This window comes from Neptunomonas sp. ABH4_499 (assembly GCF_056160565.1).
Map to the genome: position 1 here is coordinate 30,370 of NZ_JBSWXK010000014.1, position 23,116 is coordinate 53,485.

Below are 23,116 nucleotides of genomic sequence, written 5' to 3' on the forward strand. Positions count from 1 at the left end.
CATAGCTTTAGTGATACCTCGGTTAAGCTTATGAATCACTTACTAATCCTCTTTTAGCTAGATCGATTACAACTATGTCGATTTGTGCAACACCTGGGTATTCATCCGCAATGTTCTGCCAATAATCTTTGAGGGCTTGAGAAAGAGCGTTTAAATTGGGTCTTTTTCTATCAATCTTCCACCGTCTATTAGAAGCTATATTTTGAGAAACTAATAGAAAAACTCCACAGCCTGCTGTTTCCTCTCGTAGGTAGTCTCCGGCGAGCTGGTTACGTAGCCGCTCGCAAAGTTCGGGACCGGACCAGCCTTTATCAAGCAATTTGAGCTCGATTGGCACTGGAGACTGCACATGGGTGTTTTGAAGCCAGATATCCATCCGTTGGCTGTTCGCAAGTTCTGGTTCTTGAGCGGTGGTATATTGGTCGCGACATCGTTGATTGAGCCAGCCAGCAATTAATGTACGGGTTTCTGTTTCGCCTTCTGCTCTCTGCCATGTCTGCCAGGGGCTATCGTTCCCTCGTTCTAGCCAGTTCTTTAAGTCTTTTAGTCGGCATACGGTAAGATCAAATAACTGGCGATGAGTGGCAGGAATAATAGTTTGTACCCTGCTGAATTGGTTTACTTGCTCGGCTGACCAAGGCTCTAAATCTCCATCCTCTTCTGCTCGTTTGTATGCCTGCTTGGCCATCCAAGGACGATAGCCATGGTCAGGATGTTCTGCTGCGAGCGCTTTTAGCGAGAAATAGCAGTCCTTTCCTGGGCATTCCGATAGGAGGTTAAATAGTCGGTTACGTGCCTCTTGAGCATCATCTCTAAGATCTGGAGAGTAAACACCAGAACCGGCGCGATTCACATCGTCTTCAACTCGTATATAACGATGCATAAGAATGTAAAGTGACTTCAGTTGATTAGCCGTTCGGAATTTTCCTATCTGGGGTCTAAGGTTATCGGAGTGCCTATTGCCGATGAGAGCGGTGATAAAAATTTGTGAGGCTTGAACCGCATCTTCTGGCACAAGCTTAGAAAGCCAGTGTTCGATTTCAGGTATATATCTATCTGGATCGCAATCTACGAGTAGAGAGTACCAGTAAGCAATGTTTCGGTGATCTTGAGAAAGTCCTATTTGTTGCAAGGCTAATTCGATAAGCCGAGCGTTGTTAGTTCCACCTTCAATTAATATTCGCAAACACTCACCGCGATTTACGTGTAGGTATGCGTTATTACTAAACAGCCACTCTAGTATTACCCGCGCCATAGGGATATGAAGCCAAGGTGCATGATAGGCTAAATTATAGATAATATAATGACGAGGCTGTTCGCTGTTCGATATAGAATTGTCCAGTTCCCATGTTAGCTCCTGGATAACAGCACTTTCTGTTAAAGCCGGGAAAGCTTTATGTACTTTCTCAAGCCAGTTTGGAAAACCATTCAATTCCCAAGTGATGTATCGCAGTGCGTGGTTTACCAGAGATTCATTTAGATGATTTGGAAAATTAGCTACTTCCGATGATTCTATCTCAAGGCCAGCCAGTGCAAAGATTAGAGCATAGGGAATTGAGTTGTCTCTTATGTCTCCCTCAGATTGAAGCGTCGGAGTATAGTGTCGCCAATAACTTATAGCGGCATCACGGTAAGCGTGCGCAACCTCTTCTCCGAATTTAGGTATGAGCTGCTGCCAGTTTTTGCCACTAGAACTACTCGTTGATATGCCGCTTTCCAAGAGCTCATGCAGTAGCCAACATTGATCACTACTCAGCTCGCTCGGCTCCAAGTTCGGCGGATTTTTAATCCTGTTAGGGTTGTCACATACACTTGCTATCCATGCATCAATAGACAGTTTGCGCTGCTCATCTTCTTCTGCTCTGGTTCGCTCGAACTCTGCCTGCCTTTCTTCATATCGGCGCGTTGCTTCTGTGATGGGAGGATTAAGCAAGATGTCTAAACGAGCTCGTAACTCGGTATACCCAGTAGCGGCTTCCTCTAAACATCTGAGAGTGTTTTCTGGGCTGTCTGCTTGTAAGTAAACACGAAAGGCGGTGCTCAAGGCTACCAACTTGTCCTCAAGAGAGGGACGTGATCTGATAGAATCAAGAAGTCGCGGTAAGCTTGACTCATCGAAACGCCAGAAATGGCCTAACCATGAAACTAGACAGTCATCGATTAATGGCTCAGCTGACTCTGAGGTATAGCGCCGTCTCGCTTGATCGATACTAGCCCAATAGAGAGCATCGTTGAGTTCTGGCCATGCTGGAACCATTTGGCTCAAATTGTCTTTATAGTCATTGAAATCAGAGCCATTCCAGAATCTTAAGGCAGGCACCATTAGTAATATAGATAAGGTGTTAGTCTCTAGGGACGCAGGATTGCGTTGCTCTATTAGTCTTTCCGCAGCATGTACGGCTGGGCCTAGTAACCAAGCATACTCTTCAGAAACTTGGCACTCACCTCTCTCTATATACGGATCCGTCTCGAGATAGCCTAGGAGTCCGTCAATTAGTTGAGTTATTTTTTGTGGGTCTGGGTCAATTGATAAACGCCCTATAAAATTATGGATAGAGCTTCTAAGTCCAGTTGAGGTAAAGCGTTCAAATGGTGGTAATTTCCTCAAGGAGGAAAGAAACTGCTCAACACTTTCAAGTTCGGGTTCCGCACCGTCCAGTATTTCTGCAAGCAGTTGACGTGGAATGAGAGAGTCAGATTCATTTATTTGACGCCAAACGAATCGTTTATCTTCTACTAATCCACACGCTAATACCGCCCGGACAGATGCTATCCTAGCGTAGATACCACGCGTAGGATCAACAGCAATCTCTGCCAAAGGATGTATACAGGCCGACATGTTACCCTGCCAGGCAAGTCTACCAAGGAAGAATATAGCATCATCGTTATTACGATATGCATTGATTAGTTGCAGGGTATCAGGAGAAAGCTCAGGATTTGCAATTCGGGCGATAGCGCTGTGATCTCGGGCAGTGCGGCCATCTTCATTAGTAGCAATGCGACGAACTATATTTGCTAAGATTTCCTGTCTCTCGCGCAATGGAAGTCTAGACGGATCCCCTCCTTCAACGGCTAGCTCTGGAAGAATTTGAAGCGCACTTAGTCGTATAGTGTCATCAAATAGAATCAGCCAAGGTAAAACAGAGCGGAGACGAGGAGTAACAATCTTTTCGCCATATTGCTCACGAAAAAAGAGAGCTTCGATTGTGGTACAGCTGCCCCCTCTTCGTAGGAGGCCGTCAAACCACTCAGCAGCAAGTAGCTCTAGAACTTCTCTGTGTCGAAATCTGACGGCCCCATAAATGATGTCGTTAAAAATACCGCGCTCTAACAGGGCCCTAACTTCTTGTGGTCGCCAATCGACTAGGACGGCTTCCGCGTCAATACCTGGTTTTACCTGTATTGAATCAGGCACATTTAAGCCAGGCTTACCGCTAAGTACGACGGCTGCTGCTAAACAACGAGCTCCGTCCTTTGCCAATTCAAGGTTCAAGGGCTGAAGTTGGGCGCGGTCGATACTATGATCATCCCTTAGTCGCGTATCGATGTTATGTCTGAGGAGATCCAATCGGCTCCCCAAAACATGGTCTTCGTTCCACTTGATTAGAATTCCTTCAAGATCAAAGGGGCGTTCAGCAAGGCTCCAAAGGTTTGTCCTGTCTATTTCCGTCAAAAGACCTTCAATATCACGTGCTCCTTGGGCAGCAGAAAATAGGCGAATCCTATCGGTGTCCAGCGGAAGCATTGTATAAACTTTTAGTGCGCTAACGACTTCGTTTGGTTGTTCTGAATCGTCGTTCTTGTCGCTTGCAGCACGCAAGAACAAACTTTCGTCAAACAGCTTTCGGTCTGCTTTAGGATGCCAGGCATATGGGCGGCTAGAGAGGTAAATGTGAGCGCGGTGTTCACTACCTCTGATGCCCATTGCAAACCGTCGTAGCGCCTTTCGAAGGGCTCTTGGGCTTTCAAGCCTTGCTTCGTCGATAGAATCGAGAAAAAACCAAGCTTCTTCTGTAGACTGGCGCCATGCGTGAAACTGGTCTTCATCACCTACTTCAAAGGCCTCATAGAAATCATTTTCGATGTCCTCGATACGGATGAAGAAGGAAGGTTTGCCTTGATCCTCCAGGTGACATGCGCGGAGCTTTAGCTCTTCCGTTTTCCCGGCACCAGCCTCCGCTAGAATAACGCATCGAAACTCACGCTCTAGTTCATCCCAGCTACTAGGTGAAGTAAGCCCCCACGCTGATTGATCTTCCTTAATGCTATCACTCTCGCCACGGATAGGTGAAAACAGCCTGTTGAGTGGTACGTGCCTGCTATCCATCTCTATTCTCTATTCTCTATTGGTTTAAATTATGGCGTTTTGGGGCAAGGGTAATAGGCTGACGTCAGTACAGTGTATTTCAAAGAATTTATTTTTGAGTAAGGCACGCGTACTGTTGAAAACTAACTTCCTTCTCATCTGGTTATCTTGCCATCTTTTAGGGATAGGTGGTTAGCAAGTGCTGCACTCATTTGCCACCACCCCCCCGCTTCTATACCTGCATATTGGAGTTCGTCTGGATTATGTTGATATCTGTATAGATGTCACTTCACGAATAAGCTCTTGAAATGATTAGATTTGATTAACCTCTTCCTTACTTGAATCTTTCAGCCTTGGCTGCTCGCTTAGCTTTTTCTTCAAGTAAATCTTAGCTTGATGTGCTGAGATCATTTGACGTGCTGAGTTTGAGGGGTACAGCGCAAGTATTAAGAAAGCCAGCGCAGGCCAGAAGAAAAATTCCTGGCGGTTTATTATTTCATCGACGAGTTTGATATCTTTTTCATTGATGAATGATTCACATATATTTAGGATGTTTTCTGGTTTCAGTTTTGTCTTCTCTGCAAGCGAATTACTATCCAATGGCGTTTTTGAGCAGGTTTCTGTTGTTAACCGCCAATTTTGGCCTTGATTATATGTAGGGTTGAGTGTCGCGCTATATGCTGCATCATGGCTTAACCACATCCATTGTGTTTCATCGTTAAATTTCACTAAAGCAGCATTGCTAGTCGCAAGCCCTATTAAATACATAGAAAATATAACAAGGAAAAGTGCGCTGACTACTAAGAAGGTGGCGGCTAGGCCGTATCTGCCTTTCTTAACTTCCTTTTTTTCCATATCAAATAGGCTGTTCAGGTTAGCAAGTCTCCTAAGGTCTAGATTGTTTTCTTTAATCCATTCAATGAAAAATTTTATTTCTTGAATTGATTTTGCTCTTGTATTGAAAAGCGTGTTAAAACGCTCAATATCTTTTCTATCGTTCCAGAAATCTGTAACAGATTTGTCATGAAAGTCTTTCCCGCCAATAACTATTGCGTAGAGTCTGTTTAATAATCCATACGATGATCCTGCTCTAATCCGGAACCATACTACTGCGAACACAATTAAAAGAATGGATGTTAATGTTGGTAAGTAGTCAGATATTATTCCTAATGTTGCTGCGTCCATTGCTATATCCTTTGCCCTGCTGGGCTTCTATATTTGTTAGCACAACTATTGTGCTCTTTTGTGGAATGTCATTTTTTTCGAGAAATTAATGTTAAATATAACAATTTCTTGATGATCCCTAGAATGAGATGTTTTGTTCATTTTTTATTCTGTTTTTGCTGAACACTCATTAAGTGTTTATGAAATTATATTTTGATCATGTTCCACGTGGAACATTCTGGAGTGAGTCTCTGATTGAAGCCTAATGTGCATGCACTTCTTGTCGGAGCTGGATTAAGTCGACGGTTTGGAAGCGATAAGCGGACTTATCGTTTAGGCGATAGTGATCAAACTCTATTATCAGTTAGCTACCAGAATGCGTTAGAGGGTGGTTATTCATCCCTATCTTTGGTTCTACGAACTGGTGAATACCCTTCCGATGTGGGTTTACCGAATTCTGTAAATTGGGTGTGTGTTCCTGAGTCTGAACAAGTAGGTTTAGGCATCAGTATTCGCGAAGGGGTTAAAGCGATTTTGGCTCAAGCAAGCGATAAGGTCGATGCGATAGCCATTATACTTGTCGATATGCCCTATATATCGCCAGAGACTCACAGAGCGCTTCTAAGGGCGTTTTATACAACCCCTGATAAGATTGCTAGACCTGTCTTTGAAGGTCGTCCTGGGCATCCTGTGATCTTTCCGAGGCGCTGCTTTGGACGGTTGATGAGTTTGTCTGGCGATGCTGGGGTTGTGTCAGTTTTATTAGGTGAAGAACTTAACTGGGTACCTGTTTCAGGTTTGGGGGTGGTTAAAGATATCGATACCCTTGGCGATCTTTCGTAGTTCTTGTAGCTATCAAATACTTTTAAATCTAGATGAAATTGTTCCACGTGGAACACGGCAGGTTCTGAAAAAACGAGCCGTGTTTGGAAGCATGTAATGGATGCTTATGAGTTGTAATTGACCCATTGATCATCAAGGTCGGCTGACTCAATGCACTTCTCGACAAATTTAACGCCCTCTACTCCCGCGTCGATTCCAGGGTAATTCACTTCGCTAAGACGTTGCTGATCGTTCTGGTCGGTTGCTTGCATTGCTATAGCAAATCGTCGATAGAGATTAGACCAAGCTTCAAAGAGCCCTTCGGGATGGCCGCCGCCTATTCGGTCTTCGCTAAATGCGATGTCATGTAGATATCCCATTCCGCGTTCAAGTGGCTGCTGAGGTTTGCTTTGTACTTCATAGGTCATTTGATTAGGTCGCTCCGCTCATCCCACCACTCAAGGCTGGCTTTAGAGCCTACAATTCGAATTTTCTGACCGTGCATGGAGCCTGCGTTAACGGCGCTGGTTCAAACAAAACCGGTAGCACCGCCTTCATACTCCAAGAGTGTATAAGCGTTATCTTCAAGTGGAGCTCGGCTTTTGATAAAGCTTTGTCGGGTACACAGTAGCCGCTTAATGTTGAGGTCTGGCAGCATAACTTCGCATAGATACAAAGGGTGTGTGGCAAGATCACCAAGGACATAACTTGGGCCAGCAAATTTTGGATCTACACGCCAGCGTGTGCTTGGATTGGCCTCCTCTACGGCCTAGTTATGGAATCCGTGGGCAAACTGCATATGCATCATGCGAATCTCCCCAAGCTCGCCATTGGCGGTCATATTGCGTGCTTGAAGGATAAGTTAATGCCCTGCATAACCGTAGGTCACACCCAGTACCCGATTGTGGTGTTTAGCAATGCACTTTAGGTGCTCTGCCTCTTCGGTGGTAAAGCATAATGGCTTTTAACAGATCACATGTATGCCTGATTCAAGAGCGGCTTTGGTGATGGCATAGTGGGTGTTATTGGGTGTGGCTATGGAAACGGCTTGTATGCCATCGAGGCGCTTGGTTTTCTCTTTGAACAGGGTTTGATAATCCACATAACATCGGTCGGCATCGAGCCCAAGTGATACACCAAAACGTTTTCCTCGTTCTGGGTCTAAATCAAATGCACCGGCAACCAGTTCGAAGCTTCGATCCCTAAGTGCCGCCGAGTGGTGAATGTAACCAATTTGACTGCCTTCGCCGCCACCAACCATCGCCCAGCGAATGGGTTTTGAAATGGGTGTGTAGCCAAAAAACATTGTTCTATCCTCTTGTGAATTATTCTTCTTGTAATGGCGTTCTTGTTAAAAACCGATGCTGTCTTTGTGATCGATGAGAGCATTAACCGGGTCCATCTTTGAGTAGTACAAGTGTCCTTTATCCAAGCAGAGTCCTGCTGTCTCGTAAGGTATGCAGGTGCTGAGCTTGGCAAACTCATCTTCAAACTCGATATAGCCACCTGCATGTGGGTTAATCAAAGGTCGCACGCCGTACTCTTTCAAGCGATCTCCGAAATGGTTTTGATGTGCTCCATCATCTGGTGCCAATCTGAATCAGAAAGCCGTGCGGCCTCATCGGGTCGCCCTGCCGCTTTGTCTCGCTATGGGTGCCCCCAGTCGATGATCACTAAGTAAGGCCCGTTAAACGACTTTCCTAGATAGGTAGGAAGGCTTGGTAGCTATTGAGTCAAGCCGTTAATATCATGGGTCTGTTGAACTAGATTTGGCAGGTTATCAGGGTAGACTAAATCATCAAAAATAGTGCCGGCTACGATGCTTAGCTCGCGTTGCTTTAAAGCGTCGTCAATATCGGTTAGGCCCAAAGGAAGGCACCCATAAGGGCCAAGTTCGATGCCTTTGTATCCAGCTTGTTGGGCTTCGTCGAGTACGCGCTCCCAAGGGGGAGGTACGGGTTTTTAGGGTCGTCGACGCCCCAGCAACAAGGTGCGCTGCTTATCTGAATGCTCATGGTAGGTATGCTCCAGAACGTGCCCTTTTGGATCCGTTATGCGGTTAAGGATGGTTGGGTTAGCCCCTGTATTTATCGATGTATTTTTGAATCGATTCTCGTATGTAGATTGATGACTGGTCGGCGCGCTCTTCCCATGCAAAGACACAGCTTAAGATTACCCCGTCAAAGTTGATTTCTTTGAGGGTTTTAAAGAACGTATCTCAGTCAATCTCCCCTTCACCGATGTCTTGGTGTTGATGCGCACGGGTATTGGAGCCAGGTGGGTTTACGATGTAACGAAGCCAGATGAGGATTTGTGGTTGAAGGTATCCGCAACGCGAGCATGTACCAATTGGCCTTCAGTTGCCTTAATGCTTTTTGCTAAATGATCGCCGTAATAGAACGTGTGTGGTGCTATGTAGGAACGCTTAATCGAGGGTGAGTTAATCGTCTTAATGATGTCGACGGCTGGCTCCATATCCTCCATGCAATCCTCTGGGTGAGGTTCGATGCTCAGCACGAGCCCCTCTCTTTCAAGAATCGGTACCAGCATATCCATGGATCGCCAAAAAGCGTTTTCACACGCTTCAGCTGAATGGCGTCCTGAGGCGCCTACGTTGGAACGCTCTGGTGAGCCATCACGGCCAAACTCAGAAATCAGTAATGGGTTGTCGAGCTCAACTGCAATCTCAATAAGGCGCTTCCAGTTATCCATGGCCATCTCCCATTCATCCTGATAAGGACTCGACCATCGTACCCGGGTTGGATAGTAGCTAATGTGACATCGTAAGTTTTCATCCCTTTTTTAAAAGCGCTGAGTCGATTGGATTTAAACGCACAGGGCTGATTAAACGCAGGCTTGAAGAGCAGTCTGATGGTGTTCGCTTAGCGATTGTCTTGCAACGGACATCCGCCTTTTACGATGTTCTAGCTGAGTATCTTGAAGACAGCTCTAGTGGGTTGTCTGAGCGTTACCGAACGCCCTTCTCTATAACGATTGAGTTTATGGATGACCTTCGGCTAGCTTCGGTTGTTCATCGTTTATCTGGACTTTCTGAGCAGCATTTGCCATGACCTGACACCGATTTCTCAAGACGCTCTTAAAGAGGGTTGGATTGATCTTGTGCTGTCACACCCGTACGAGGCGTTAGCGAGCTCGATTATCGATACTCAGTTAGAGCTGGCTTTGCTTAAACAGAGCTGCCTTCAAAGCGTGTTATTCACCGCCCTTTTGTCACCTATACGGTCGTCAATATAGATTGAGGGGTACAGGAATGTTTTGTGTTCCACGTGGAACATGGAACAGTAATTGGCAAATTTGAGGCACAAAAAAGCCGACACAAGGTCGGCTTTTCGAAGAGGAAATCCCTTAGCTGTTCAGCAAAGAGATGTCCGCCGTTTGTAAGAACAAACCACGCAGTTGTGTAAGCAGTGCGATGCGGTTGTTACGTACGGCTTCATCATCCGCCATAACCATCACATCGTTGAAGAAGGTATCAACGGTATCGCGAAGGCTCGCTAGCGCGTTCAGAGCATCGCTGTATTGGCCTGCTTTGAACATTGGTGTGACTTTACCTTCCAGAGTCGTGATCGCCTCGTACAGGGCTTTCTCGGCAGGCTCAGACAGCAGGCTGGCGTTAACTTCGCTTGCACTGCTCTCTTGCTTAGCAATGATGTTCGATACGCGCTTGTTCGCAGCCGCCAGTGCATCGGCCTCGGGCAAGGTGCGGAAGGCATTTACCGCATTTACACGATGATCGAAGTCTAACGGGTTGGTTGGTTTCAACGCATGAACCGCTAAGTAGCTGTCGATCGAAACGCCTTTGTCGTCGTACCAAGCGCGCAGGCGTTCCAGCATGAAGTCCGTTACCGTATCAACAACCGTTGCTGCCGCTGGCAGGTTCGGGTGCAGTGAAGCGGCTTTCTCGATCAAAACGCGAAGGTCTAAGTTAAGTTCACGCTCGATCAAAATACGCAACACACCCAAAGATGCACGGCGCAGCGCGAATGGGTCTTTAGAACCGGTTGGCGGCTGATTGATGCCGAAAAGGCCGGTTAAAGTATCGAGTCGATCAGCGATGGAAACGGCGATACCCGCTTTGGTTTCAGGTAGATCATCACCTGCAAACTTCGGCATGTACTGCTCATAAATCGCTTTGGCCACCTCTTCTGGCTCGCCATCGTGCAGTGCATAGTGATAGCCCATCAAGCCTTGCAGGTCGGTAAACTCGTACACCATGTCACTTAATAGATCGCCTTTGGCTAAGTAGCCCGCACGTTCTGCTTCTTGTACGTTATTGCCAAGTTGCTCGGCGATAAAACCTGCGAGCTTCGAGATACGCTGAGTCTTGTCGTACACAGTGCCCAAATCTTTCTGGAAGACAACGCTGGATAGACGCTCGGTACGGTTCGCCAGAGTCTCTTTTTTGTCGGTTTCAAAGAAGAACGCAGCATCGGCCAAACGAGGACGAATCACCTTCTCGTTACCTTCGATCACCTGTTGTGGGTCTTTCGATTCGATGTTCGCAACCGTGATGAAGTAAGGCATCAGCTGCCCTTTGTCGTCCACAGCGTGGAAGTACTTCTGGTTCTCTTTCATGGAAAGGATCAAGGCTTCCGGTGGGACATCCAAGAAGCGCTCTTCAAAGCGGCCTGTTAGAGCAACCGGCCACTCGTTGAGTGCAGTGACTTCATCTAAAAGGTCCGGATCGATCTCGGTGGTGCCGCCAATCTTCTCGCCCGCTGCAATGATCTGCTCGCGAATGCTCTCACGACGCTTGGCAAAATCAGCAACCACGTAACCTGGGTTTTCCAGTTTGCTTGCGTATTCGGACGCGCTGAACAGCTCGATCGCTTCGTTGTAGTGGAAGCGGTGACCTTGCGTGTGACGACCGGAAGTTAAGCCAAGGATGCTCGCAGGGACGACTTCGTCACCAAAGAGCATGACCAGCCACTTAGCTGGGCGCACAAACTCAACGCGGCTTGAGCCCCAACGCATGCGCTTAGGGATCGGCAAATTGTCCAAAGAGGACTGTACTAGCTCGGGTAACAGATCCAGTGTTTTACCGCCCTTCTCGACGGTTTTGAAAACATAGTAATCGCCTTTGTCTGTGTTCAGCACTTCAAGGTCTGACACCGAAACACCGCAGGATTTGGCAAAGCCTTCGATGGCTTTTTCCGGCGCTTTGCAGCTTGGGCCACGACGCTCAAGGTTGGCATCCGGTTGCTGCTCTGCAAGGGACGTAATGGTAACCGCCAAGCGACGAGGCGCTGCATATGAGGTAACTTCGCCAAAGGCGATGTTGGCTTTGGTTAAACCGTCGGTAATCCCTTTGGTAAACGCCTCTGACAGCGACAGGAGGGCTTTTGGTGGTAGCTCTTCAGTACCGAGCTCTACCAGAAAATCACGAGTAGCCATTATTTTTCCTCCTGTTGGCAAGCGGCCAGAACTTCGTCACGGATGGCAAGGTCCGCCAATGGGAAGCCCAGCGCTTTACGCGCATCGAAATAGCAGTGAGCAACGTCGCGGGCCAAGGTGCGAACACGCAAGATATAGCGTTGGCGCTCGGTCACAGAGATCGCCTTACGCGCATCCAACAAGTTAAAGGTGTGAGACGCTTTCAGAACCATCTCGTAAGCGGGCAATGGCAGCTTGTCGGCAACCAGCTTATTGCACTCAGACTCGTAGTGATCAAAGTTTGAGAACAGCTTAGGCACATCGGCCTTTTCGAAGTTGTAGGTGGATTGCTCAACTTCGTTTTGGTGGAACACATCACCGTAGGTCACAACTGAACCGTCTGGGTTACGTGTCCAGATCAGGTCATAAACGCTCTCGACGTTTTGTAGGTACATCGCAATACGCTCAAGGCCGTAAGTGATTTCGCCGGTCACTGGGTAACACTCAAGGCCACCGGCTTGTTGGAAGTAAGTAAACTGAGTGACTTCCATGCCGTTTAGCCAAACTTCCCAACCTAAACCCCAAGCGCCGAGTGTTGGCGATTCCCAGTTGTCTTCAACAAAACGCACATCGTGTACGGCCAAATCCACACCGATACGCTCAAGCGATTTGAGATACAGCTCTTGGATGTTGTCAGGCGATGGCTTCATCACTACCTGAAACTGGTAGTAATGCTGCAGGCGGTTTGGGTTTTCGCCGTAGCGGCCATCCGTTGGGCGGCGGCTCGGTTGAACATACGCAGAACGCCATTTCTCAGGACCAATTGAGCGCAAAAATGTGGCCGGGTGAAATGTCCCTGCCCCTACTTCCATATCCAGTGGTTGAACCACTACGCAGCCTTGCTCGGCCCAAAACGATTGCAAAGCCAAAATCAGGCCCTGAAATGTGCTTGCATCCGGTGTCGTATGATCTGTCACGGAATCCACCTTAGTTAGACTCTATCGGGCATAAGCACGCGCGCTTGCCCAATCAGTTCGATTAGAAAATGTGTGCCAAATTATACACGAATCCACTGTTCGTGCGCGTGGCTAACACACAGGAAATGGGGGCCATTATCGATCTTTGCAACCGAGTTGGCTATGATCAGCCCTGTAATACGTGTGTGTTTGGCAAAGTGAGTAAGTATGAACTCGATAAAACCCTTTTTAGCGGTCGGTGCAATTGGCGTCTTGTCGCTGTTACCGATTCGTTGGGCGCAGGCGCTTGGGCGCTGGATGGGACGGCGGTTGGCCGCAAACCCAAAGGGTAAGAGTTACGCGATTACCGAATGGAACGTGAAATGGGCGTACCCGGATCAATCCGATCAAGATCGTAAACGCCTCATCAAAGCCAGCCTAGAGCACACCGGCATGGCGGTTACCGAAATGGGCATGTCTTGGTTGTGGAAACCTGAGCGAACACTCAAGCAGATTCGAACCGTTAAGGGTGAGTCGATCTTAGATGCGGCGATCGCCGAAGGCCGCGGTGTGATCATCCTTGGCCCTCACCTAGGTAACTGGGAATTACTGAATCTTTACATATCACAAAAACATGAGATCACCGTGCTGTACCGCCCACCCAAAATGAAACTCTTAGATGATCTGATCAAAAAGATGCGTGCCCGCTTAGGTACGGATTTGGCTCCGGCGGATCTCTCTGGGGTGCGTAAGGTGATCAAAAGCCTAAAGCGCGGTGGTACGGTGGGCATCTTACCCGATCAAGAGCCTGATAAAGGATCAGGTGAATTCGCCCCGTTTTTTGGTCATCAGGCCTATACGATGAAGCTGTTCCCACAGTTAGTCCGTCAAACCGGCGCGCATGTCGTGTGCGGTTTTGCCCTGCGTACAGATGAGCCAGGGATGTTTGATATTCACTTTATCGAAGCTGACGCCGGCATTTACGAACCGGAACTGATCGACTCGTTAACGGGCTTAAACCGCTCTGTTGAGCAGTGCGTGGCTTTTGCCCCTGAACAGTACCAGTGGGAATACAAGCGCTTTAACACCCCGCCCGAGGGTGAGAAAAAGCGCTATCGGCCTTGATGGGTTAAGTCCGCCTCGTTAAAACAGCGTCTTCGGCGATGCCTGAATAGGTAAAATTCCTATTTTGCGGACGGTCATAGCGCGTGCGGCTTCCTTTGATTAGAATGAGCAGCTATTTATCAGTTTAGAGAGCAGGATGCTCGCAGGTTCTATATGGCAAATGACAGTACAAAGGGAATTGAAGCGGTAAATCAATGTATTTTTCAATCGGATGCAATCAAAAAAGCGCAAAGTATTTGTGTTCCTGAACCAAAAAGTATTACTCCGCCTAATATGGCAGGAACAGGGTGTACCATCTACGGTACGGAGCAAAAGACTGAGTGCTCTCCGATAGATGAAAACGTGATACCTATCTTCCCTGTCCGGTTTGGGTTCAGCGGTGACACGCTTTTAGGCCTTCGTGATGGAAAGGACATTCCACCTATTCCCACAAGTATTCATAACATGCCCGGTTATGAGTTATTACGAATTCGTCGTGGTTATATTTTTATCATTGACGATCAAAATCGATGGCATATTTTTTGGTATGAGACAAATTGGAAAGATAATAATGGTGTAACGCGAGTATCTCGACGAGCTACTTCTGATGAAAAAAAAGCAAAAAGACTACAAGGGCGTGCCCCTTATTCTTTTAATAAAATCAAATGGCAAGAAGAAGTGTTTTCTAGAGGACCTTGGGATCTTGATCTTGAGGATCGCATTTATCCGTTTGCTTTTGTCAGAAATGATGTATCTACTTGCTGGATTGCCTACAGCGAAGAGCGCTGGCCATCGTTCATATTTGAGCGCTTAGAAGTTGATACCTCGCTTCGTGAAAAACTAATGATAAAACTCGATACTAAAGCACGTTCGGGTGATCATTGTGCTCCGTTAGAAGAGTTAGGTCAGTTTGCGCATAACTTTAAAGACAAGAATATAGATTATGTGAACTACGATAACTATCGCCTGGAAAATGTTTTTCGTTATACCAGTGTTGCCGATGAATCAATTAAGTTTGTAACTCAATACGCTGCTGCAGGAAAGGGGGTGTTTGCTGGTGTTTATGACCCTGCTGCAAACCATTTAGATGTAAATAAATTAATCTCTAGCCAAGAATATATCGCGGCAAAGTTTGCGGAAGAATATCAATACCCAATTACCATCGGAACCTTTATCAGGGATCTACAAGAAGATAACGATAAATATAAGTATTTAGAAGATCCTAGATATAACTTGCCGAATGATACGATTGGGTCTATGCCTGGTTCTGACTACTACAAACAGAAAAAGATTGAAGAATATAATAAGAAATACCCCGATGGACGTAGGAGAGAGCAAAATCGTTTAGAAAAGTGGATTAAAGAAGACGCATTGCATTTAGATTTTGACAAAGAGTTTGGAAAATTTGAGGCGATATTTAAACAGCATGATGAAATTTCAAAAAATTTAGAAAAAGCGTTAGTCACTATTACCGAGCGAGATGGTTTTGGAAGTCTGCATTATACAGCAAATGCAATAAAAGATATCAAAAAGCTTGGTGTAAAAAGTTTTGATTCTTCTGAAATTGTAAAATACCTATCTACGTATTACCTAGGTAGTTTGAAACAGTTAAAAAGATACCTTGGTCGGGTCTGAATTTATTAAAAACTTACTTTCAAAGCTCTTTGATAATGAAGAGGATCAAAAAAAAGAAAGCAGTAAAATAGCCATCGATTATAAAAAAATAAGAGATCAGTTAGAATATTTTAAAATAGCAATGGGTTATTTAAAAGAACAGTCATATCTTATTGGTCTTGAAGATAATAACCAAGCATCGACCGGTGAACGTTTCTCTATTGCCATCGGTGGTAACTTTAAAGTCGCATTAAATGCAGTTTATACTGAAATCGGTCATATTTTGAGCTATCGCTTCTTTAGGCATAATAGCGGGCAAGAGCGTTACGATGTGTTTGATGTAATGATTCAAAATACAACAAGATCCGTCACGGTGGGTAGTGAAAATGTACTAAATACCTTGACTAAATACTTTCAAGATACGGCCCTTGAAGGTGGAAGTCAGTCGCATAAAGCCAGAATTAGCAGTAGTGGTAGCTTGATTATTGAAAGTGGCATGGTTGGGGAGAGAAGAACCCAGCTACCTAATAAAATTGCAGAAGTGGAAAATTACTACGCAGACGTAGAGCTATCTTTAGACACCGAAAGTATCGATAATTTTACGACCAATACCAATTACTCGATTGCACAAAACGGCGTGGGTTTATTTTTATGTTCCCTTACTCTGATGGCCAACATGCAGAATTATAATGCAGCGAACCGTTCTAAAACGACGGCTGGTCGACTTAGTAGCGACCCTAGAGTGGTTATGACCCACGCTTTTGCCGAAGGGATTGGTACTGCATATAGCTTAAAATTGGATCTCGCTGCAAAAGCTGCAACAACCGCTGAGATGACTTCCAGCGCCGCACAGCAGTTATTAAACAGTCCGGGGGCCAGAAACCAGCTTGGCTCGCACTTAGATGAGCTTGCAGCGGCAGCAGCTGATGATATTGCTCGTTACTCTGGACAACTGAATCGTGGTGTTGGCTATGTAGTTGGCCAAAATATGATTCGCGGCTTGTCAGTAGCTGGTGTATTACTCTCGCTTGGTCAAGCATGGGAGTCTTTTAAAAATGATGATAACTCAGCTTTAGTGGGTCATAGCTTAATAGCCATTGCCAACGTAGCTTTGATGTTCACTAGTGTGTTAGGCCCTGTGGGCTTTGCGGTTGCTATAGGTGTACTGGTTATTGGTACCGTAATGAGTTTTATGGGTTATGACGACACTGAGAAATGGATTAAAGATTCATTTTGGGGAATATCTGATCAGTATTGGTTGGAAAAAAGGCAGGAAGTTCCAGATTTAATAACGCTGTCGACTCGAGGGTTACTAAATGAGGTTGACGTTCATAGTGATCTCGAAGAACAGTTACTTTATAACAAGAAAGTTCAAAGTGCTTTCGAAAGAGAGGTAAGATGGTATTATGACTTGTCTGTAGTATTGAATCTTAGAAATATAGGGAGTGATGAAATTGAAGTTAGTTGTGGTTCAATTCTGAAAGAAGAAGATGCTAATAATATAAGTTATAAAGTTAATGGATTCGTTACTCAAGAAATACCAGATGCTACTATATTTAATGGTACACTTTATGGAGTGAAATTGAGAGAAGTAAATTCAGTTATTGTCGATGCTAAAATTGATTTTATTAAAAAAGGTTTTGCTAAAATCAGCTTTATTGTAAAAGAAGATTTAGCTAGGAAGCTTAAAAGTGAAGGAGAGCTCCTTGAATATGAAGTTGAAGTAAAGGTACGACAACTTCATGGTAATCAACTAAGAGAGAAAATAAGGTTTAAGTTAGAAGTATGATTAAATTACCTGAATATCATTCCCGATATGCAAAATCTATGTGCCTTTTTATGGCAGTTGCTATTACTATTATGTTTTCGATGAAAGATGATGTAAAAGGGAAAAGCTATTTTGAAGGTATAGTTGATGATTTTAATTCTATCTTCTTTTTTGAAGAAGAGTTGAAAGGTTATTGGGAATCTAGTAAGTCAGTAAAAATAGCTACTTATGGAGATTTTGATAATTATAAAAAGAAGATGTACAAGTTGCATCACTCAACTGGTGATGTTGTTGATATGGTGATCGGTTTCTTACTGGTCAATATGGTCATCCCCTATTTTATTATGGGCTATCTGTTCACAGCCGTTTTTCATCCAATAGTTATTGATCCTAAAAGGAAAATTATCTATACCGTGAAACGGGGTAAGGTGTATCTGTTCCAGCGTACAGATTTCTCAGGTAAAGAGTATCCGTTTGCTGATGCTAAAGGTTCGATTATCAGTTGTGATCACGGCAAAGGGGTGTCTGTTCGATTAAAGTCAATCGATCGAGATAAATATCGAATCTTTAAAATCGGTGAATTCCCTCCGTTTAAAGATATGCAAGTTTATTATTTGGATAAAATCTATCATGCACTCGATTATACAAATGAGGCAAGCCGTTTAACTTTTGTCCGTAATGACTATTTTCAATACTTCCGCTGGATAACCACCTTCAGCCTCTACCCTTCTTTCCTGTGCAAAAAAGTCGATGACCCTTACTACCTTGCACAAATCGATGAATATCTTGCGAAACAAGAAAAAAGCTCTGCCTAGGCAGAGCTTTTTCGTTAAGGATCAGCGTTTCCAGAACGCCGGTGTGAAGAGTACCAGCAAGGTGAATACTTCCAAGCGGCCCATCAGCATCGCCAAGCAGAGAATCCATTTGGCGGTGTCGTTGATGTCGCCGTAGTGGCTGGCAACCTCGCCAAGGCCTGGGCCTAGGTTATTGAGGGTGGCACCTACCGCCGACCAGGCTGTAACTTGATCTAAGCCGGTTCCTAGCAGTGCAATCAGCATGACGACAAACACCAGCAAGTATACCGAGAAAAAGCCCCAGACGGCTTCCAGAACCTTATCAGAGATGGGTTTGTTACCCACTTTAACGGGAATCACCGCGTTCGGGTGGACAAGGCGCTGAATCTCACGATAGCCCTGCTTCAGGATCAAGAGCACCCGAATCACTTTCATACCGCCACCTGTGGAGGCTGCACAGCCGCCAGCAAACGCGGCGATGAACAGCATAAACGGCAGCATCGATGGCCAGTGGGCAAAGTCCGCTGTGGCGTAGCCTGTGGTTGTGGCGATGGAGACCACCATAAAGATCGATTTACGCAGCGCTTCAAAGGCGGGGTACGTCGAGGTGCTGATCAGCGAGAGCATGGTGATCAGGGTGATGGTCGAGAGGATCGCAATAAAAAACTTAAACTCCGGGTCTTGCCAGTAATGCAGCAAGCTGCGCTGGCGCCATGCAAAGAAGTGAAGACCAAAGTTGACCGACGAGACGATCATAAAGAAGATCGCGATCATCTCAATCGTTGGGCTATCGAAGTAGCCAATGCTGGCGTCGTGGGTTGAGAACCCGCCGATCGCAACGGTCGAAAAACTGTGCGCAATCGCATCAAAGGGGGTCATCCCCGCAAGCCAAAACCCTAAAGCACAGGCCACGGTGAGGGACAGGTAGATGTACCAAAGCGCTTTGGCGGTCTCTGTGATGCGCGGGGTCAGTTTACTGTCTTTAACAGGCCCCGGGGTTTCGGCACGGTACAACTGCATCCCCCCGATGCCGAGCATCGGTAGAATGGCGACCGCTAAAACGATGATACCCATGCCCCCCAGCCATTGAAGCTGCTGACGGTAAAAGAGAATCGATTTGGGCAGCTCGTCGATGCCGGTCATCACGGTGGCACCGGTTGTGGTCAGGGCGGACATTGACTCAAACACCGCATCCACCACTGTTAAATGGGGGCTGTGGGAGATCATCAAAGGGATCGAACCGAACACACCCAGTACCAACCAGAACAGGACGGTCACTAAGAAACCGTCGCGGGTGCGAAGATCCTCCCGCACCCGGTAAACGGGCAGCCAGATCATAAACCCGGTCGCAAGGGTGATCACAAAGGCACCCGCAAATGCGTAATCGTGGGCATCTTGGTAGATGTAGGACACGGCAATCGGCGGCAGCATGGTAAAGCTGAACACCATGAGGAGGATGCCTAAAATCCGCAGTATGACTCGATAACGCATAAATCTGTGTGCCCTAACCGTTTAGAAAAACGCCAATCCTACTTGGAACAAGCGCTCAACTTCGCCAATACGGCGTTTATCGACCAAGAAAAGGATCACGTGGTCGCCGTTTTCGACGATCACATCATCGTGCGCAATCAGTACTTCATCGTTACGCACAATTGCGCCGATGGTTGTACCTGGCGGTAGATTGATCTCTTCGAGTGCGCGTCCGACCACCTTAGAGCTGCGCTTATCGCCGTGAGCGACGGCCTCCAGCGCTTCGGCCGCACCGCGGCGCAGTGCGTGTACGGCCACCACATCACCCCGTCGAACGTGGGTCAGCAGCGCGCCGATGGTGGTTTGCTGAGGCGAGATCGCTATATCGATGACCCCACCTTGTACCAGGTCCACATAGGCTGGGTTGTTGATCAAGGTCATCACGGTGCGTGCGCCAAGGCGCTTGGCCAGCATCGACGCCATGATGTTGGCTTCATCGTCATTGGTCAGTGCACAGAACACATCGGTGTCTTCGATGTTCTCTTCAAGCAGCAAGTCGCGGTCCGATGCACTGCCGTGCAGCACAATGGTGTTGTTCAGCGAGCGCGCCAAGTGGTTACAGCGATCGATGTTGCGCTCGATGATCTTGACTTGATATTTGCTCTCTAAGCTTTCGGCCAAGCGAGCACCGATGTTACCGCCACCGGCGATGATGATGCGCTTGTAAGGCTTATCGAGCTTACGCATCTCGCTCATTACGGCGCGAATGTCTTTGCTGTCGGCGATGAAGAATACCTCATCGTCCGCTTCAATCACGGTGTTACCTTGCGGGATGATCGGTTTGCCTTGACGGAAGATCGCCGCAACGCGGGTATCCACATTTGGGATGTGTGTTTTCAGGTAAGCGATCTCTCGACCAACCAAGGGGCCGCCATAGTAGGCTTTCACGCCCACCAGTTGCGCTTTGCCATCGGCAAAGTTCAGTACTTGCAGCGCCCCCGGCTGTTTGATCAAGCCGTGGATGTGCTCGGTCACCAGTTGCTCGGGGCTGATCAAGACATCGATGGGCAGGCTTTCACGCTTAAACAGGGCTTCTTGCTGTTGCAAGTAATCGTGTTCGCGCACCCGTGCAATCTTGGTCGGGACGTTAAACAGGGTTTGGCCAATCTGACAGGCGATCATGTTCACCTCGTCGGAGTTGGTCACCGCAATCAGCATGTCGGCATCTTGCGCACCGGATTGCTCCAGAACGCTGGGGTGCGAGGCTTTTCCCTCGACCGTGCGAATATCGAGTCGATCTTGCAGCTCGCGAAGGCGACTGATGTCGGTATCAATGATGGTAATGTCATTGGCTTCGCTGGCTAAGTTTTCTGCCAGCGAGGCACCGACCTGTCCTGCGCCTAGAATGATGATCTTCATATCTCTGATCCGGTCGTCTGTTTGGTCAGAACCGCATAATAAAAGCCATCATGCCCACCCGTGGTCGGGAACAGCTGACGGCCGTACGTTTGTGCTTCGCCCCACGCCGCGTCAATCGGTACCGAGGTGGCGTCTGGGTGCGCTTTGATAAAACGGGCGATCTGTTTGTCGTTCTCTTGCGAGAATACCGAGCAGGTCGCGTACACCAGTTGGCCGCCGGGTTTGAGCAGCCCCCACAGTGTTGTCAAAATCGAATATTGAAGCGTCGCAAGGGTGTGGATCGCCTCGCCTTGGCGGACAATCTTGATGTCTGGATTACGGCGAATCACGCCCGTGGCACTGCACGGCGCATCCACCAAAATGCGATCATACCGCTCGCCTTGGTGCCAGTCGGCTTGGCTGGCATCGCCAATGATGACGTTGGCGTTAAGGCCCAAACGAGACAGGTTTTCATCAATGCGTGTTGCGCGACGCGGATCCACTTCTAAGGCGTCCACGGTGCAATCTGGACGCATCTCTAACAGGTGGCAAAGCTTACCGCCAGGGGCGGCGCAGGCATCGAGAATGCGATCGCCCGCTTGCGGGTTCACAAGTTCGGCGGCCAGTTGGGCAGCTTCATCCTGAACACTGACAACGCCTTCATCAAAGCCTGGCAAGATGTGCACATCACAAGGTGTCGCAAGCGTGATCCCATCTTCACTGAACGGTGTAGCGAAAGCGTCGATACCTTCATCCGATAGCTGAGTTAAGTAGGCATCGCGCGTTACTTTTAAGCGATTAACACGAAGCGTCATCGGTGGATGTTGATTGTTCGCGGTTAGAATCGCTTCCCACTGGGTTGGCCAGTTCGCGCGCAGCTTTTGGACAAACCAGTCGGGGTGGTTAAAGCGGAAGGCTTCATCGCTCTGCAAGGATTCCAGAAGGGTGTCCTTTTCGCGCTCAAAACGGCGCAAGATCGCATTCACAAGGCCCGCATGCTTGGGTTTGTCGAGCGATTTGACCGCATCGACCGATTCGCTGATCGCCGCATGGGCTGGAATGCGCATCGCCATCAGCTGATACAAACCCACCAATAACACGCACAGCACATCGTCATCGCGTGAGCGCATCGGTCTGTCTAGCAATTGATGGGCGATGGTCATCAGTTGAGGGAAATGACGAGCGGTGCCGTAGCAAAGCTCTTGAAGCAGAGCACGATCATTGGCCGCAACCAAGGCTTGAGCCGAGGGTAAGTGGCTGGAAAGTGAACCGGTATTGTTCAGCAGCGGTAACAAGGTGTTCGCTGCAACGAGGCGAATGTTGCTCATGAGCCGAGCGTAACGCCCCCTTCAAACAGCGCACGACGTGCGTTTAACAGTGCTTTGGTGTCCATCGCTTTACCGCCTGGCAGCTGTACGCGGATCAGATTGAGCGCTGTCCCTTCGCCACAGGCTACGGTGATCACATCGCCAGAGGCGTCCAGTACGGTTCCCGGCGCATCTGTACTGCTGCTGTCGCTTAAAGAGGAGGCGTGTACGCGAAGCGTGTCATCACCAAGCTGCGTAAACGTACCTGGCCAAGGCGAGAGGCCGCGGATTTGTCGATCAACCAAAAGTGCCGGTTGGGACCAGTCGATCTGCCCCTCTTGTTTTTCAAGCTTATGAGCGTAGTTGGCAAGCGCGTCGTCTTGCGGCTCCGGTGTCAGGGTTTCGGCGTCCATCAAGGCGAGTGTATCCACCAAAGCGCCTGCGCCCAGTAAGGCTAAGCGATCGTGCAGTTCGCCGGATGTGTCGGTGTCATTGATGGGGCAGCTCACTTTGTAGAGCATATCGCCTGTATCCAGCCCCACATCCATCTGCATGATGGTGATGCCCGTTTCGGTGTCACCGGCCAATACCGCGCGGTGAATCGGTGCCGCGCCACGCCAGCGGGGTAACAAAGAGCCGTGAACATTAATGCAGCCTTTGGCTGGCGTATCCAGTACAGCTTTAGGTAATAGCAACCCGTACGCGACAACCACCATTAGATCGGCACCAAGAGCAGCCAGTTCTGCTTGCTCGGCTTCGCCTTTAAGCGACACCGGTTGGTACACCGGGATATTGTGCTCCAGGGCGAGCGCTTTAACCGGGCTTGCGGTCAACTTTCGGCCTCGGCCTGCGGGGCGGTCTGGTTGGGTGTAAACGGCGATCACATCGTGATCGGTTTCCAGCAGTGCGCGTAAGCTGCTTGCGGCAAAGTCCGGGGTGCCTGCAAAAATGATCTTCACTGAGCTCTCTCTGTTTCAGTATGGGATGGCTGTCGGTCGACGTCCTACCCCATAGAAAAA

The 23,116-nt window shown here is 47.6% G+C and carries 17 protein-coding genes and 1 pseudogene; 5 read left to right on the forward strand and 13 right to left on the reverse strand.

The genetic code is table 11. The features are described from left to right. Positions 1 to 28 precede the first annotated feature (28 nt). Positions 29 to 4,327: an NACHT domain-containing protein gene (locus ACXAF9_RS14325; RefSeq protein ID WP_475075371.1), complete on the reverse strand. Its 4,299-nt coding sequence runs from the start codon at positions 4,325 to 4,327 to the stop codon at positions 29 to 31. 291 nt (positions 4,328 to 4,618) lie between these two features. Beyond that, a complete protein-coding gene (locus ACXAF9_RS14330; protein ID WP_475075372.1) occupies positions 4,619 to 5,491 on the reverse strand; it encodes a DUF6216 family protein in 873 nt (290 codons plus the stop codon). A 246-nt stretch (positions 5,492 to 5,737) separates the two neighbouring features. Here ACXAF9_RS14330 and ACXAF9_RS14335 point away from each other — a divergent pair, with 246 nt between their 5' ends. Further along, positions 5,738 to 6,313, forward strand: a complete 576-nt coding sequence (locus tag ACXAF9_RS14335) for a nucleotidyltransferase family protein (protein WP_475075373.1) — start codon at positions 5,738 to 5,740, stop codon at positions 6,311 to 6,313. Positions 6,314 to 6,417: 104 nt separating this feature from the next. Here ACXAF9_RS14335 and ACXAF9_RS14340 read toward each other — a convergent pair whose 3' ends face one another. From ACXAF9_RS14340 to glyQ, 7 genes and pseudogenes are all read right to left on the reverse strand, one after another. Then, positions 6,418 to 6,672: a hypothetical protein gene (locus tag ACXAF9_RS14340; RefSeq protein ID WP_475075374.1), complete on the reverse strand. Its 255-nt coding sequence runs from the start codon at positions 6,670 to 6,672 to the stop codon at positions 6,418 to 6,420. A 149-nt stretch (positions 6,673 to 6,821) separates the two neighbouring features. Next, positions 6,822 to 6,989, reverse strand: a pseudogene (locus tag ACXAF9_RS14345) (gfo/Idh/MocA family oxidoreductase); the annotation flags it as partial. A 267-nt stretch (positions 6,990 to 7,256) separates the two neighbouring features. Beyond that, complete coding sequence (locus tag ACXAF9_RS14350; RefSeq protein WP_475075375.1) at positions 7,257 to 7,598, reverse strand: Gfo/Idh/MocA family protein; 342 nt, start codon at positions 7,596 to 7,598, stop codon at positions 7,257 to 7,259. A 45-nt stretch (positions 7,599 to 7,643) separates the two neighbouring features. Further along, positions 7,644 to 7,826: a hypothetical protein gene (locus ACXAF9_RS14355; protein ID WP_475075376.1), complete on the reverse strand. Its 183-nt coding sequence runs from the start codon at positions 7,824 to 7,826 to the stop codon at positions 7,644 to 7,646. Positions 7,827 to 8,575: 749 nt separating this feature from the next. Then, complete coding sequence (locus ACXAF9_RS14360) at positions 8,576 to 9,067, reverse strand: TIM barrel protein (RefSeq protein WP_475075430.1); 492 nt, start codon at positions 9,065 to 9,067, stop codon at positions 8,576 to 8,578. A 591-nt stretch (positions 9,068 to 9,658) separates the two neighbouring features. Further along, on the reverse strand, positions 9,659 to 11,707 hold the full coding sequence (gene glyS, locus ACXAF9_RS14365; RefSeq protein ID WP_475075377.1) for a glycine--tRNA ligase subunit beta: 2,049 nt from the start codon (positions 11,705 to 11,707) through the stop codon (positions 9,659 to 9,661). Then, on the reverse strand, positions 11,707 to 12,663 hold the full coding sequence (gene glyQ / locus ACXAF9_RS14370) for a glycine--tRNA ligase subunit alpha (RefSeq protein WP_475075378.1): 957 nt from the start codon (positions 12,661 to 12,663) through the stop codon (positions 11,707 to 11,709). The genes glyS and glyQ overlap by 1 nt, the downstream gene beginning before the upstream one ends. Positions 12,664 to 12,870: 207 nt before the next feature. Between glyQ and ACXAF9_RS14375 the strand changes: the two genes are divergently transcribed. From ACXAF9_RS14375 to ACXAF9_RS14390, 4 genes are all read left to right on the forward strand, one after another. Beyond that, on the forward strand, positions 12,871 to 13,767 hold the full coding sequence (locus ACXAF9_RS14375) for a lysophospholipid acyltransferase family protein (RefSeq protein WP_475075379.1): 897 nt from the start codon (positions 12,871 to 12,873) through the stop codon (positions 13,765 to 13,767). Between the two features lie 153 nt (positions 13,768 to 13,920). Continuing rightward, positions 13,921 to 15,381: a toxin VasX gene (locus ACXAF9_RS14380; protein ID WP_475075380.1), complete on the forward strand. Its 1,461-nt coding sequence runs from the start codon at positions 13,921 to 13,923 to the stop codon at positions 15,379 to 15,381. Further along, positions 15,368 to 17,149: a hypothetical protein gene (locus tag ACXAF9_RS14385; RefSeq protein ID WP_475075381.1), complete on the forward strand. Its 1,782-nt coding sequence runs from the start codon at positions 15,368 to 15,370 to the stop codon at positions 17,147 to 17,149. The genes ACXAF9_RS14380 and ACXAF9_RS14385 overlap by 14 nt, the downstream gene beginning before the upstream one ends. After that, a complete protein-coding gene (locus tag ACXAF9_RS14390) occupies positions 17,146 to 17,943 on the forward strand; it encodes a hypothetical protein (RefSeq protein WP_475075382.1) in 798 nt (265 codons plus the stop codon). Before ACXAF9_RS14385 ends, ACXAF9_RS14390 begins: the two co-directional genes overlap by 4 nt. A 21-nt stretch (positions 17,944 to 17,964) precedes the next feature. Here the strand turns inward: ACXAF9_RS14390 and ACXAF9_RS14395 are convergent, their stop codons facing one another. The 4 genes from ACXAF9_RS14395 to fmt are packed head-to-tail and all read right to left on the reverse strand — an operon-like array spanning position 17,965 to position 23,056. Continuing rightward, positions 17,965 to 19,413, reverse strand: coding sequence for a TrkH family potassium uptake protein (locus ACXAF9_RS14395; RefSeq protein ID WP_475075383.1), 1,449 nt, complete (start codon positions 19,411 to 19,413; stop codon positions 17,965 to 17,967). A gap of 21 nt (positions 19,414 to 19,434) precedes the next feature. Next, positions 19,435 to 20,811 carry a Trk system potassium transporter TrkA gene (gene trkA, locus ACXAF9_RS14400; protein WP_475075384.1) on the reverse strand — a complete coding sequence of 459 codons (1,377 nt, stop codon included), beginning with the start codon at positions 20,809 to 20,811 and terminating at the stop codon, positions 19,435 to 19,437. Continuing rightward, positions 20,808 to 22,118, reverse strand: a complete 1,311-nt coding sequence (gene rsmB / locus ACXAF9_RS14405) for a 16S rRNA (cytosine(967)-C(5))-methyltransferase RsmB (RefSeq protein ID WP_475075385.1) — start codon at positions 22,116 to 22,118, stop codon at positions 20,808 to 20,810. Before rsmB ends, trkA begins: the two co-directional genes overlap by 4 nt. Further along, positions 22,115 to 23,056, reverse strand: coding sequence for a methionyl-tRNA formyltransferase (fmt, locus tag ACXAF9_RS14410; RefSeq protein WP_475075386.1), 942 nt, complete (start codon positions 23,054 to 23,056; stop codon positions 22,115 to 22,117). The genes rsmB and fmt overlap by 4 nt, the downstream gene beginning before the upstream one ends. Between the last annotated feature and the right edge of the window lie 60 nt (positions 23,057 to 23,116).